Consider the following 14492-nt stretch of genomic DNA (forward strand, 5'->3'; position numbering starts at 1 on the left):
GCTATCCGCGCATCCGATTGCCGGACACAATTGCCGGACACGGGCGGCGCGGGCAAGATAGCGTGAACGGCGCACGACGGCGAAGCAGCGGGTCGGCGCGCCATTTCTTCGAGGACACGCAGATGAATCATTCCGACTACGCACGCGAGGACACCGGCAACCTCGTGCTGCTCGAGCACGTCAACCTGACGATCCCGGACCAGCGTCCGGCGACCGCGTTCTATGTCAGCGGCCTCGGGCTGACGCGTGATCCGTATCTGATGACCGGCGTGACCAACATGTGGATCAACGTCGGCCGTTCGCAGATTCATCTGCCGCACGGCGAGCCGCAGCGTCTGCGCGGCCATGTTGGGCTCGTGCTCGGCGAGCGCGCGGCGCTGCTGGAACGGTTGCATGCGGTGCGGCCATTGCTCGCGCACAGCAGCTTCGGCTGGCGCGAATGCGCGGATCGCGTGGAAGTGACCTGTCCGTGGGGCAATCGCTACGACTGTCTCGATCGCGACACGGGCGCGCCCGGCGCTCCGTGGAGCGGCCTCGATCTCGGCATCGCGTATGTGCAACTCGATGTGCCGGTCGGCAGCGCGGCGTCGATCGCGGCGTTCTATCGCGAGATGTTCGACGCGAGCGCCGAGGTGCGCGAACGCGATGGTTCGCGGCAGGCGGTGATTGCAATCGGCACGCGCCAGCAACTGATCTATGCGGAGACGTCCGGTGCGAATTCGCACTACGACGGACATCACATCCAGATTTACGTCGCCGATTTTTCGGGCCCGTATGCACGCCTTGCCGCGCGCGGACTTACGTATGGAGAAGAGACGCATCAATACCGGTTCGCCGATCTCGTCGATCCGGTGAGCGGCGAGCGCTGTTTCCAACTCGAACATGAAGTGCGCAGTTTGCGTCACCCGCTGTATGCGAGACCGCTCGTGAATCGCAACCCCGACGTGACGAACCGGAACTATCGGCTCGGTGGCGAAAGCTTTAGCGGGCGGCTGTGAGCGCGTTTGCTTATGCGACGACGCATCGATCAGCCAGTTGTTGTTTCTCACTCAAGGCCGGATCCGGCCACGAACATTCACCTCTCCGATTGAATTTCTTTACGCCGGTATTTAACCGGCTTTTGATTTTCTTTGGCGCTGACACATAAAGACAATATGAAAACGATCAGCGTTGGCGCCTTCTTTTCCCGAATGGGTGGGCATTAATCGCTCTGAATTACGCGCTGCCGCGCCGCGTACTTGCGTTGCCGCTCGCGCCACGAACGGGGCGCCGGGAGCCCGGCGACCTGCCGTCGACTCGCTATCTGGGACGCGCTATCGCTGGCCGCGCATGGCTATAAAGGGTCGAATTCAAACGGGCTGCGTCTATCCGCCCTCCGATCGAAGTTCAGAAAGTGCGAATCTTTACCGACGCCACATATATGAGAAATATTTGACCTTTTTTGGTAAAAAAGTATGACTAGTTCTAGGCCAAGTCATTTCTTCAGGGTACGATTTACGCCGGTTTGATCATTTTCGGGAAAAATTTCCCGGTAAAGTCGTATCTGGGCTGTAATCGGTAAAAAGGTTTGCGGCGATTTTGACCGCGCACCCGTACATGTCGACCCTGTCAATCTGAACCGCCGCGAAGCAGGCCTTCGCGAGCCTCGGTTCAATCGGACACAAGACGTGCGTTCATAGCACTGCAGGACAGTTGGTTCATCAGGACTGCGATTGATCGCGAGAAGTCCTGCGCCGCTGTCCGTCCGAATCTCAGCAAATTCAAATTCAGTCTTTTTATCGGGAATTTTCCCGGCATTGGATTTACTCTTCATGGTAAAACGACGTCAATTTATTGGCTGCCTGACGGCACTCGGCGCAAGCGCTCTTTTGACCGCGTGTGGCGGTGGCGGCAGCGGCGGTGGCTCGGAAGACAGCGGCAGCGCTAATTCCGCTTCTTCCGGCGCGACGAATAAGACCACCGCGAAATCCGCATCCGCGAACAATACGTCGATCCCGCCGGCTTCGTCGCTTACCGACGGCAACGGCGACGTGTGGACGCTCTCCGGCGGTTCGGTCTACAAGAACGGCCAGAAAGCCGACAACACCTACAACGTGTCGCTGGTCCTGTTCTACGGCAACACGATCTATCACGAGGGCACCGGCGGTCAGTTCTACGGATGGACCGGCTCGGGCTGGGTGTCGTGCAACGATCCGCGTCTGGGCGGCACGTCGGCCGACGGCACCTCGTTGCCCACCGCGTCGTACATCATCGACAAGTCGGCCGCGATCTGGACGCTGGTGAACGGCGTCATCTACCGCAACGGCGCGACGGTCGGCAACACCTACAACGTGACGCTGGTGCTGTGGTACGGCGGCAAGATCTATCACTGCGGGACCGGCGGCCAGTTCTACGTCAACGCGGACGTCGCCGCGCAATGGCTGCCCTGTAACGATCCGCGTACCGCGATCGCGGCGCCGGCCGGCATGTTCTACGGAATGAACGGCCACTTCGACTACACGTACACGCCGAGCCAGCTGGTGTCGATTCTGCAGGCGATGGGCTGTACCAGCTATCGCGTCGGCTGCACCGCCGAACAGATCCAGCTCGATGCGGTGAGCAAGATCGCGCAGGCGTTCCAGTCGGCCGGCATGACCCTGGTGGTACTGATCAATCAGGGCGTCTACGACAGCAACGGCAACGTGTGGAGCAGCGAATCGACCGCGTACAGCCAGGCTTACTCGGTCGCGCAAACGATTGCCAACACGCTGAAACCGTATGGCGTGACGATTTACGAATGCGGCAACGAGTTGACGCGCCAGAACGCCACCGTGAACAACTTCACCTACGCGGGCACCAAGGCGTCGGACTTCAACAACACGAACTGGCCGGCGATGCGCGGCGTGATGCGCGGGATGATCGACGGCGTGAAGTCGGTCCAGTCGAACGCGAAGTGCGGGATCAACTTCTGCGTGAACGACGTCGGTGCGTCGGACGCGCTGTGGGACGGCATGCAGCCCGACGGCAGCGGCGGTTATCCGAAAGTGCGTTGGGACATCACCACGTGGCACAACTACGAGGTGTACGGCGATCTGCTGTCGCTCGGCGTGGACGGCGCGGGTCCGGGCTTCGATCTGCCGACCTATTGCAAGGCGCGCTATGGCGTACCGTTCATCGTCACCGAATGGAACACCGGACCGGAGCAGACGCAAGCCTATCGCGGCAGCTACATCACGTCGAAGCTCGGCGACTACTATCAGGCCCGTAAGTCCCACAACATCCAGGCCGTCATGTATTACGTGCTCGATAGCGGCAACGACACGTACGGGATCATGCTCAACGGCACGCCGATGAATCCGCCGTACAGCGCGTTCACGAGCTTTACGTCGAGCCATCCGGACAACTGATGCGCAAACGTTAGCGCGTTCATTGCTGTCCGGTGTGAGCGGATAGCAACGCAAGTGCGCAAAACAGCGGCGCCCGTCACTCTCGCGGATCATTCCGGGGCGCACGGGCGGTACGCCAATCACACGCTTGCGAACCAGTGCGCGTCATTCCGCGCGCTCCTGGCGTCGCGCGGCGAGCGCGGTGGCCGACCCGGCGACCGCGCGCACGCGCGTCAGCGCGGCGCGTGGCCAACGGCGCGCACACCATGCCGCGAGACCCCACCACGAATTGACGCTTTGCGTGGTACAGCAATCGCCGCGGTTGCCGCGCGACCAGTAAGGCTTGTACGCTTCGGCGCCGACGCCGAGTTCGAACGGCAGCTGATTGTCGAATGCCCATTTCGCGATCGCCTCGAACGCGAGCACCCCGGGCGACCATTTTGCGAAGGCCGGATCGAAGCTGGCGATAATGCCGGTCACACCGCGCGAATCGGCGCAGATCAGATCGATCGCAACCGGTGTGCCGTCGACGCCGACGACGAATGCCAGCGGTCTTACCGCAGTACTTTCCGCACTGACCCACGCGGCGAGAAAGTTTCGATAATGGCGCGATTCGAGCCAGTGTCCGTGTTTACCGACACGCGCGTCCAAGCCGCGCTTCCAGTCGTGCTTCCAGCCGCGCTTCCAGTCGAGCAGCGTGTCGATCAACGCAACGAAGCGCGCCGGATCGGCGGAGTCGACGACATCGACCCGTACCGTGCCCACTGTCGCGAGGCGCCGGCCGAGCTTGCCGAGCCTGCCGGGCTTGTTGCCCTTTAGCGTGCCGAGCGAATCGCAAAAGCTTTGCCAGTCATAACGTCTGGATTCCTCATCGAGTTTCGCGACGTAGTGCGGCGCCTGTTCCTTCACCACGAAGCGACGCTGGTTCTGCGTGAGCCGGTACAGAGGCGTCGAGTCGCGCACATTGGGCATCGTGATGAAATCCGCGCGACAGCGCGTGCGCATTACCTGCCACGTGTCGGCGACGCGCGCGAGTGTCGCCGCGTCGTCGTCGACCAGCATGCTGGTGAAATCGGCCGACTCCGAGCCCAGCGGCATCAGATAAGTCCATAGCGCGCGTCGATGACTGACCAGCGGAAAGATCAGCACGACATGGCCGAGCTCGCGCCGCACGACGATCCGCAGTTTCTTGCCAAGCGGTTTGGCGATCTGCTCCCACGCTTGCCAGCAGGTGCCGAACGACTGGTAGTACCGGCCGCGCGCGCGGCTCCACAGCGCATCCCATTCGGGTTGAAGCGCGTGAAAATCCGCTTCATTGCAGACGATCTCGTAAGCCACGCTGGTGTCGTTCATTTTTATTCTCCCGTCTGCGACGGTTATTGTTGTTGGCAGCCACGATTGAACAACTGGCGGCGGGCGCGCGCGGTGTACTCCCGGAGCACGGGCAAGCAGCGAGAAACGGGGGGGCGAGCCTGAACGTCGAGCATGCCCGATCCGGGCGCGCGGTGTGTGCGACGGCACACGATCGATCGCGGATTTAAGGCGCCCGCATAGAGCGGACGCGGGCGAGCGATGCGATCCGGCCTTCAGCACGTCTACCGATCTTGCTCTAAACTAGCGCGCCGAACTCACGCCGCCCGCCACGTAACGAGCAAGTCACCGATGCCCGCACCCGCCGATTCCACCGATTCGTCCACTTTCAGTCTGCCCAAACACCCGCCGTTCCAGCGTTTCTGGTGCACCCGCATCCTGTCGTCGCTGTCGTTCCAGATGCTCGCGGTCGCGATGGGCTGGCATGTCTACGCGCTCACGCACAGCGCGTTCGCACTCGGCCTCGTCGGCCTCGCGCAGTTTCTGCCGATGTTCCTGCTGACGCTGGTCGTCGGTCACGTCGCCGATCGTTACGATCGCCGCCGCATCGCCGCGATCTGTCAGAGTCTTGAAAGCATTGCCGCGCTGCTGTTCGCGATCGGTACCTTCGGCGGCTGGCTCAGCGCGCCGGTGATCTATGTGCTGGCCGCTTGCGTCGGCGCATCGCGCGCGTTCGAGTCGCCGGCGGTGTCGTCGCTGTTGCCGGCGGTGGTGCCGCGCGGCGAGTTGCCGAAGGCGACCGCGTGGGCCACCTCCGCGAATCAGACCGCGCAGATCGCCGGGCCCGCGCTCGGCGGTTTGTTGTACGGGATCGGGCCGGGCGCCGCGTATCTCGCATGCATGGTGTCGTTCGCGGCCGCGGCGGTGTCGGTATGGAGCATTCCGCTGCAACTGAAACCCGCGAGCCGCGCACCGGTCACGCTCGAATCGATCTTCTCGGGCATCGCGTTCATTCGTCGCGAACCGGTGATTCTCGGCGCGCTATCGCTCGATCTGTTCGCTGTGCTGTTCGGCGGCGCGACCGCGCTGCTGCCGATCTTCGCGCGCGACGTGCTGCACGCGGGCCCGATCGGCCTCGGGCTGCTGCGCTCGGGCACCGCGATCGGCGCGCTCGCGGGCACCATCTGGCTCGCCCATTTCCCGCTGCGCAAGCGGCCCGGCGCGGCGATGTTCGGCGGCGTGATCGCGTTCGGCATCGCGACGATCGTGTTCGGGCTGTCGCATCAGTTCATCGTGTCGCTGATCGCGCTGATGGTGCTCGGCGCGTCGGACACGATCAGCGTGGTGGTGCGCCTGTCGCTGGTGCAGCTGCGCACGCCGGACGATATGCTCGGCCGCGTCAACGCGGTCAATTCGCTGTTCATTGGCACATCGAATCAATTGGGCGAGTTCGAATCGGGGATTACCGCCGGGTGGTGGGGCGCACGGCCGGCGGTGCTGGTCGGCGGCATCGCGACGGTGGCGGTCGCGCTGCTGTGGATGCGGCTCTTTCCGGAGCTGCGCAATACCCGCAAGCTCGAACGCGAAGAGGAACTGGCGAGCGCCTGACAGCGCTCGCCGACGCGCGTGCCGCTCAGGTGCCGCTCAGGTACCGGCCTGCACCTGAGCCGGGCGCCACGCGCTCCAACGTACGGTCGCGAGCACCGATGCCGCGACGATCAACCCGCCCCCGACCCACGCGGTCAACGAAATTCGCTCCCCTAACCAAAGACACGCGAACAGCGCGCCGAACGCCGGCTCGCTGCCCATCAGCAGCGATACGCGCGTCGGGCTGCTGCGCTTGATCGCGAAGTTCTGCGCGAAGAACGCGAACAGCGTGCAGGCGATCACCAGATACGCGACGTAGCCCCAGAAGGCCGGATGCGCATGCCACGACGGCAGCGCGGGCCACTGCGGCGACGCGAACAGCAAAGCGGCGGCCGTGCTGCCCGCAGCGACCACGCCGGACTGCACCGCGGTCACCGTCAACGGCGGCAACGCCGGATCGCGCATCACATGCTTGGTCACGCAGACCGTCAGCGCGCGCAGCAGCGCGGCGAGCAGAATCAGCGCATCGCCGGGATTCAGGCTCAGCGTGCCGGCGCCGGCCAGCAACCATGCTCCGCCGAGCGACAACAGCACCGCGAGCCATTCGACGCGGCTCGGCACGCGCCGCAACACCCCCCATTCGACCAGCGGCGTCAGCACCACGCAGACGCTGATCAGAAACGCCGCGTTGGCCGCGCGGGTCATCAGGATCCCAAAGGTTTCGCACAGGAACACCGCGAGCAGCAGCAGACCGACGCCCATCACGCCGCGCAGCGTGCGTGCATTCGTGGTGCGCAGCGCGCGCAGTGACGGCGTCAGAAGCGCGAACGTGATGCCGAAGCGCAGCGCGAGCAGACCGAGCACCGGATAGAACGCCAGCGCGCTTTTGACGACGCCGTACGAGGTGCCCCACACGGCGGCCACCGCAAGCAGCATCAGATCGGACAGCATTAACAGACGGTCGGGTTTCGACATGGCGGGGCCTTGGAGACGTAGCGGGAGACACGGAACGGCTATTGTCGGGTTTTGCGTCGAGGAAGATAATCGGGTTGCTGTGCACAGCTTTTATGTCGCGAATGCACAAATCGATTCCGCCGTGTTTTGTCTTTCCCGCGAGGCCGCCCCGATGACCCCGACCGAACTGTTTGCGCTGTTGCCCGACATGGCCGTGTTTGCGCGCGTCGTCGAGGCCGGCAATTTTTCGCTGGCGGCGCGTCAGCTCGGCAGTACGCCGTCCACCGTCAGCCGCCAGATCAAGCGGCTCGAGGACGCGCTCGCGACGCGTCTGCTCGAACGCTCGACGCGCACGGTGCGCGTGACCGAGTCCGGTGCGCAGGTCGCGCTGTTGTGCCGCGACATGGTGAGCGCCGCGTCGGCCGCCGTCGATGCCGCCGGCCAACTGGCCGGCAAGCCGCAAGGCAAGGTCAGCGTCAGTGCACCGACGCAGTTCGCGCGCACCGTGCTGCATCCGCTAATGCCCGGTTTTCTGCGCGCGTACGACGCGGTCGATCTGCAGATCCTGTTTACCGACCACGACGTCGATCCGCTCGCCGCCGATGTCGATCTGGTGATCCGCCTGACCGAACATCCGCCGCCGGGATTGGCGGGGCGGCGGCTCGGCGCGGTGCGCTGGCTTCTGGCGGCGTCGCCCGGCTATCTGCTCACGCACGCGATGCCGGCGGAGCCGCGCGATCTGCGCGGGCACGCGTGCATCTACCTCGGCGAAAGCGCGGACGACAACCGCTGGCGCTTTCGGCGCGGCGGCGAAACGCAGAGCGTCGAGGTGCACGGGCGCTATGTCGCCAATCATGCGGGCGCGCGGCTCGAAGCGGCGCAGCAGCACTTCGGCATCGCCTGCGTGCCCGAGTTCGCGGCGGCCGCCGCGCTGGCGAGCGGCGAGCTGGTCGAAGTGCTGCCGGACTGGCAACTCGATATGCGCGCATATGTGGGCTCGGTGTGGCTGCTGTATCCGCCGAACCGTTTTTTGCCGCCGAAGGTCAGGGTATTGATCGACTATCTCGCGCAGCATGTGGGCGCGGCGCTGGATGCGCACGTAAAATCGCTCACCCCCAACACGACGCGTGTCGCGGCGACCCGGCCGCGACGGACAGGAGAACCTTCATGAGCCAATCCGAAGTGCAGCGCAACGCGCCGGTCGCGGCGACCATCTATCGCGGCGACTCCATCGAGAACACCCATCTCGCGCATGTCGCGCTCGTCGACGCGGATGGCCGTCTGCTGTATTCGTTCGGCGACGCCACGCGCATGACGCTGCCGCGCTCGGCGGCGAAGCCGGCGCAGGCGCTCGCGGTGCTGGAAACCGGCGCGCTCGACCGCTACGGTTTCGACGCCGCCGATCTCGCGCTGATGTGCGCGTCGCATAGCAGCGAGCCGCGCCATATCGAACGCACCCGCGCGATGCTCGCGAAAGTGCAGGCGAGCGAAGCGGACATGCGTTGCGGCGGGCATCCGCCGTTGTCGGACGCGGTGTATGTCGACTGGATCCGGCGCGGTTTCACGCCGACCGCGGTGTGCAGCAACTGCTCGGGCAAACACGCGGGGATGCTGGCCGGCGCGCGCTCGCTCGGCGTCGCGCTCGCCGGCTACGAGCTGCCCGATCATCCGTTGCAGCAGCGCGTGAAGCAGACGGTCGCGAGCGTGTGCGACCTGCCCGACGACGGCGTGCATTGGGCGATCGACGGCTGCAATCTGCCGACCCCGGCGTTTCCGTTGGACCGGCTCGCGCGGCTCTTTGCGAAGCTCGCCGCCGCAGAAGATCAGGTCGAGGCCGCCGCGCCGGAAGCGGAATTGGCGCCGCGCACGGCCGCGCTCGCACGGATCTATCGCGCGATGACGTCGTATCCGGAACTGGTCGGCGGGGAAGGGCGGTTCTGCACGCTGCTGATGCAGGCGTTCGGCGGCGCGCTGGTCGGCAAGCTCGGCGCGGACGGCAGCTACGCGATCGGCGTGCGCGCGTCGCAGCAGACCGCACGGCTCGGCGCGCGCGGTGCGCTCGGCATCGCGGTGAAGATCGAGGACGGCAACGTCGGCGTGTTGTACGCGGTCACCGCCCAGCTACTGACGCTGCTCGAGTTGGGGACTCCTGAACAACGCGCGGCGCTCGCCGGTTTTCATGCGCCGAAGCGGCTCAATACGATGGGCGTCGAGATCGGCCGGATGGATTTTTCGATCGAGCTGGCGCGCGCGCCGCAGTGACGTACTACGCGGCCGCGCGCGCCGGCGCGACGCCGAGCGCATTGCGGATCGCGTTGGCCAGCTCGGCCGCCGCGAACTTCGCGACATAGCCGTTGGCGCCCGCGTTTTTCACGTGCGCCTCGTTGGCCGCGCCGGTCAGCGACGAATGAATGATCACCGGAATATCGCGGGTGCGTTCGTCGGCCTTGATCTGGCGCGTCAGCATGAAGCCGTCCATTTCCGGCATCTCCAGATCGGTCAGCACCAGCGCGATGCTGTCCTTTGCGCGCGTGCCGTTCTGCTGCGCGTCGCGCGCGACCTGCTGCAGCGTGGCCCACGCTTCCTCGCCGGTCTTGGTCATGATGAAGTCCGCGCCGATCGCGGTCAGCGCCTGTTCGATCAGCTTGCGCGCGAAGCCGGAATCGTCGGCGGCGAGAATCTTCGCGCCGCGCGGAATGCCGAGTACCTCGCCGACCGAGGCCGGATCGACGCTCGGATGCTGCGACGGGAACACGTCGCGCAACACCTGCTCGACGTCGATCACCTGCGCGAGCCGCGAGTCGCCGGTATTGCCGTCGATGCGCGCGATGCTGGTGACCAGCTTGCCGCCCGCGGAGCCGTCGGCCGACAGCACCTGATTCCATTCGAGCCGCACGATGTCGTCGACTTCCTCGACCGCGAACGCCTGGGTCGAGCGCGCGAATTCGGTGACCAGCAGGATGTTCAGGCCGCGCGTCGGCTCGCAGCCCATCAGGCGCGGCAGGTCGATCACCGGAATGATCTGGCCGCGAATATCGACCGCGCCCATCACGAACGGCGACGAACCGGCGATCGGCGTGACCGTCGGCATCGTCGAGATTTCGCGCACCTTGAACACGTTGATCCCATACAGCTCGTGCGCGTCGCTGCCGGGCACGCAGCCCAGGCGATACAGCAGCAGTTCGAACTTGTTGGAGCTCGTCAGATTGCTGCGTTCGTTGTTGCGCTCGTGGGTGGCACGTTGTTCGTCTGCCATCGGAATCTTTCTCCAGGGTTGCGGCGCGGGCCGCGTGTCAATGCGTGGGGTGCGCCATGCAGGTGATTCGCCCTGGCGCGTGGCTATTTCTCGGTTATCGGCGGCGGCGCAGAAAAATTCAGCGCTGTGCCGCGGTTTTTGCGCGGCGCGCGGGTTGATACGGATGCCTGACCACTGGTGGAGCGATGCCGCGTTTTCGTATGAAGGTTGTGCCGCGGGCCGGTGATACGCCGAATGCGATCTTTTCGGCGATAATCCCACGCTCGTTCCGAACCGCTTTCACGCATCGCGCGGTCCGCGCGAATGCGGCGCAACAGCCAAGCGTCCCGACGATTCATCCCGCCTTCAATCCAGCACCCCGCATGAGCAAACCCGCCAATCTGCCGCAACAGCTGGACCATCTGCTTCGGCAAGCCGTCGCATTGCAACAGAACGGCGCGCTCGCCGAAGCGGAAGAGCTCTATCGCGAGATTCTCGAACTCAAGCCCAAACATGCGGACGCGTTGCGCTGGCTCGGCGAACTCGCGTTGCAGGGCGGCCGTTTGCCCGAAGGCGTGGAACTGCTGAAAAAGACCCTCGCGGTTAATCCGAAACAGCCGGCCGCGCATTCGAATCTCGCGTATGCGTTGAATGGACTGCAACGTCACGACGAAGCGCTCGCCAGCGCCGAACGCGCGCTCGCGCTGCAGCCGAAATTCCCCGATGCATTGAACAATCGCGGCAATGCGCAGGCCGCGCTGAACCGGCCGCTCGATGCGCTCGCGAGCTTCGATCGCGCGCTCGCGCTGGCGCCGGAATTCGCGGTGGCCTGGAATAATCGCGCGTGCGTGCTGCGCGATCTCGGCCGCTATACCGATGCGCTCGAAAGTTGCGATCAGGCGCTGGCATTGCAGCCGAACTATCCGGATGCATGGAGCAATCGCGGCAATGCGCTCGGCGATCTGAACCAGCCGCAAGAGGCGGAGCGCTGCTATCGACGCGCGCTGGAACTCGCACCCGGTTTCGTCGATGCATGGAATAACCTCGGTCTTGCGCAGGTCGATCTGAATCAGCGCGACGACGCGTTAGCGAGCTATGAGCGTGCGCTGCAATTGAATCCCGCAGCGGTGGAAACGCACTGGAATCAGGCGCTGTGCTTATTGCAGATGGGCCGCTTCGAGGCCGGCTGGCGCGAGTACGAATGGCGCTGGGAACGCAGCCGCATCCGCGCGGGCAAGCGTGAATTCGCGCAGCCGCTATGGCTCGGCGATTTTCCGCTCGACGGCAAGACGATCCTGCTGCATGCGGAGCAGGGCCTGGGCGACACGCTGCAGTTCTGCCGTTATGCGCCGCTGGTTGCGAAGCTCGGCGCAAAGGTCGTGCTCGAAGTGCCGGGCGCGTTGCTGCGGCTGATTAAAACGCTCGACGGTGTCGACCAGTTGGTCGAAGCCGGGCAGCCGCTGCCGCCGTTCGATTGTCATTGCCCGTTGTTGAGCCTGCCGCTCGCGTTCCGCACGAACGAGGCGAGTATTCCCGCGGCGACGCCTTATCTGTTTGCCGATCCGGTTGCGGTCGAGGAATGGCGCGGGCGCCTGGATGCAAACGCCACATCCAGTGGCCGCCAGTTGAAAGTCGGCCTTGTGTGGGCCGGAGAAAACCGCGCGCACGTCGCCGAGCTGCGCAAGATCGATGCGCGCCGCTCGCTCACTTTCGAGCGTTTCGCGCCGCTGCTCGACGTGCCGAACGTGCGGTTTTTCAGCGTGCAGAAGGGGATGGCCGCGCCGCAACTCGCGGCGAGCGAATTGCGCGAGCGGGTCGCCGATTACACCGATGAGTTGCGCGATTTCGCCGACACGGCCGCGCTGGTCGCCAATCTCGATCTGGTGATTTCGGTCGACACGTCCACCGCGCATCTGGCCGGCGCGCTCGCTACGCCGGTGTGGGTTTTGAACCGTTTCGATACTTGCTGGCGCTGGCTGCTCGCACGCAGCGACACGCCGTGGTATCCGCACGCGCGGCTGTTCAGGCAGCCGGCGCTCGGAGACTGGGACAGCGTGATCGAAGCGGTGCGCGACGCGCTGAGCGAGTTGAACACGGCGCATGCCGGCGGGGCGTAGCGCGCAGCGGCGCTCGTGCTCGTGCTCGCGCTCGTGCCCTTATCCGTTGTTCGAGCCGCATTCGCATTCGCTACTCGCGGCCGAAACTCAAGTGTCAAAGGCCGCAATGAACGGCGATACAGTCGGCCGCCACCTCCATGCTGGCGGCTCAACGCACTTCTACTGCCCGGCAGCCTGCTCGCGCATGCGGCGGGCTTCGTCGCGCAGGAACTGCTGGTAATCGTCCAGATCGCCGTCGAAGGGCTCGACGCCGCCCTTGGTGACCAGCCAGAACTCGTCGCATACCGCGCGCAGCAGGGAGCGGTCGTGACTGACCAGCATCACGGTGCCTTCGAATTCGTTGAGTGCCACGCCTAGCGCTTCGCGTGTGGCCAGGTCCAGGTGGTTGGTCGGCTCGTCGAGCAGCAGCAGGTTGGGGCGCTGCCACACGATCATGCACAACACGAGCCGCGCTTTTTCACCGCCGCTCATCGTGCTGACCGCCTGATGAACCATGTCGCCACTGAAGTTGAAGGTGCCCAGGAAGGTGCGAAGCGATTGTTCGGTGCCGCTCTGGCCCGGGGCGCGCATCTGGGCAGGCGTGTCCCTGGCGAGGCGGATCATGTGTTCCATCGGCGTGTCGAGCGGGCGCAGCACGTCGAGTTCCTGCTGGGCGAAGTAGCCGATGTTCAGGCCTTTGCCTTCGCTGATTTCGCCGGCAATCGGCGCCAGCGCGTGCGCGATCGTCTTCACCAGCGTGGACTTGCCCTGGCCGTTGGCACCGAGAATGCCGATGCGCTGCCCGGCCAGCACGGACCGGTTGATGCCGCGCACGATGACCGTGGGCGCCGTGCCCACCGGTGCGTCGGTCGGCGCGGGGTAGCCGAAGCTCGCGTCCAGCATCGACAACAGCGGGTTCGGGACGTTGAGGGGTTCCTTGAACTCGAAGTTGAACTCCGCATCGGCAAGCACCGGTGCGATCTTCTCCATGCGTTCGAGTGCCTTGACCCGGCTTTGCGCCTGCTTCGCCTTCGAGGCCTTGGCCTTGAAACGGTCGATGAATTTCTGCAGGTGGGCGATCTTGTCCGCCTGCCTCGCTACTGCGGCCTGCTGCAACAGCAACTGTTCAGCGCGCATGTCTTCGAACTTGCTGTAGTTGCCGCCATAACGCACGAGCTTGGCGTTGTCGACGTGCACCGTCACCTGCGTCACCGCGTCGAGGAATTCGCGATCGTGGCTGATCACGACCAGCGTTCCCTGATAGCGCTTGAGCCACGCTTCCAGCCAGACCAGCGCATCGAGGTCGAGGTGATTGGTCGGCTCGTCGAGCAGCAGCAGGTCGGACGGGCACATCAGCGCGCGCGCCAGTTGCAGCCGCATGCGCCAGCCGCCGGAGAAACTGTTGACGGGGTGGCTCAGCTGCGCATCGGTGAAGCCAAGACCCAGGATCAGCGCCTGGGCACGTGCGGGGGCATCGTGTGCGCCGGCGTCGTGCAGTTCCATGTAGGCGTGCGCCATGCGCATGCCGTCGTCACTGGCCTCGGCGGCGGCGACTTCGGCCTGCGCGGCGAGCAGCACGGTGTCACCTTCGACGACGAAGTCGGTCGCGCTCTGCTCGGTTTCGGGCATCTCCTGCGCGACCTGGCCCATCCTCCATGCGGGAGGGATCGAGAATTCGCCGCTATCTTCGTGCAGCGTGCCGTTCAGCAGGCCGAAGAACGATGACTTGCCGGCGCCATTGCGGCCGACAAGGCCAATCTTTTCGCCGGGTGCGAAGGTGACGGACGCGCGGTCGAGCACGACATTGACGCCGCGGCGCAGCGTGACATTACGGACGGAAATCATAAGGAGCTACTTCGGAGAGGACACGCATGATAGCCCACTGGACGTACGAAGCTGTCTCTTTCTGGCCGCACGAAGCGTGACCGGCGGGTTGGATCTGTC

The 14492-nt window shown here is 64.8% G+C and carries 10 protein-coding genes; 6 read left to right on the top strand and 4 right to left on the bottom strand.

What is annotated here, in order from left to right; all coding sequences use genetic code 11:
* Positions 1–122 precede the first annotated feature (122 nt).
* Entirely contained in the window at positions 123–998 is an 876-nt protein-coding gene (locus BTH42_RS05885; protein ID WP_075296767.1) for a VOC family protein, read from the top strand.
* A gap of 813 nt (positions 999–1811) precedes the next feature.
* Positions 1812–3386: a hypothetical protein gene (locus BTH42_RS05890; RefSeq protein WP_075296769.1), complete on the top strand. Its 1575-nt coding sequence runs from the start codon at positions 1812–1814 to the stop codon at positions 3384–3386.
* A gap of 144 nt (positions 3387–3530) precedes the next feature.
* On the opposite strand, the gene BTH42_RS05895 is transcribed toward BTH42_RS05890, so the two are convergent.
* On the bottom strand, positions 3531–4718 hold the full coding sequence (locus BTH42_RS05895; protein ID WP_075296771.1) for a GNAT family N-acetyltransferase: 1188 nt from the start codon (positions 4716–4718) through the stop codon (positions 3531–3533).
* 309 nt (positions 4719–5027) lie between these two features.
* Here BTH42_RS05895 and BTH42_RS05900 point away from each other — a divergent pair, with 309 nt between their 5' ends.
* On the top strand, positions 5028–6284 hold the full coding sequence (locus tag BTH42_RS05900) for an MFS transporter (RefSeq protein WP_075296773.1): 1257 nt from the start codon (positions 5028–5030) through the stop codon (positions 6282–6284).
* Between the two features lie 36 nt (positions 6285–6320).
* On the opposite strand, the gene BTH42_RS05905 is transcribed toward BTH42_RS05900, so the two are convergent.
* Positions 6321–7238, bottom strand: a complete 918-nt coding sequence (locus BTH42_RS05905) for a DMT family transporter (RefSeq protein WP_075296775.1) — start codon at positions 7236–7238, stop codon at positions 6321–6323.
* Positions 7239–7389: 151 nt separating this feature from the next.
* Here BTH42_RS05905 and BTH42_RS05910 point away from each other — a divergent pair, with 151 nt between their 5' ends.
* Positions 7390–8388, top strand: coding sequence for a LysR family transcriptional regulator (locus tag BTH42_RS05910; RefSeq protein WP_083654669.1), 999 nt, complete (start codon positions 7390–7392; stop codon positions 8386–8388).
* Positions 8385–9479 carry an asparaginase gene (locus BTH42_RS05915; RefSeq protein ID WP_075296777.1) on the top strand — a complete coding sequence of 365 codons (1095 nt, stop codon included), beginning with the start codon at positions 8385–8387 and terminating at the stop codon, positions 9477–9479. Before BTH42_RS05910 ends, BTH42_RS05915 begins: the two co-directional genes overlap by 4 nt.
* A 4-nt stretch (positions 9480–9483) precedes the next feature.
* On the opposite strand, the gene BTH42_RS05920 is transcribed toward BTH42_RS05915, so the two are convergent.
* On the bottom strand, positions 9484–10473 hold the full coding sequence (locus BTH42_RS05920) for a chemotaxis protein CheV (RefSeq protein WP_075296779.1): 990 nt from the start codon (positions 10471–10473) through the stop codon (positions 9484–9486).
* Between the two features lie 362 nt (positions 10474–10835).
* Between BTH42_RS05920 and BTH42_RS05925 the strand changes: the two genes are divergently transcribed.
* Positions 10836–12569: a tetratricopeptide repeat protein gene (locus BTH42_RS05925; RefSeq protein ID WP_075296781.1), complete on the top strand. Its 1734-nt coding sequence runs from the start codon at positions 10836–10838 to the stop codon at positions 12567–12569.
* Positions 12570–12728: 159 nt separating this feature from the next.
* Here the strand turns inward: BTH42_RS05925 and BTH42_RS05930 are convergent, their stop codons facing one another.
* Complete coding sequence (locus BTH42_RS05930; protein WP_075296783.1) at positions 12729–14393, bottom strand: ABC-F family ATP-binding cassette domain-containing protein; 1665 nt, start codon at positions 14391–14393, stop codon at positions 12729–12731.
* Positions 14394–14492: the final 99 nt, after the last annotated feature.

Origin of the sequence: Burkholderia sp. SRS-W-2-2016, from assembly GCF_001931485.1 — a bacterium.
In the GTDB taxonomy this organism is placed as follows: Bacteria; Pseudomonadota; Gammaproteobacteria; order Burkholderiales; family Burkholderiaceae; genus Paraburkholderia.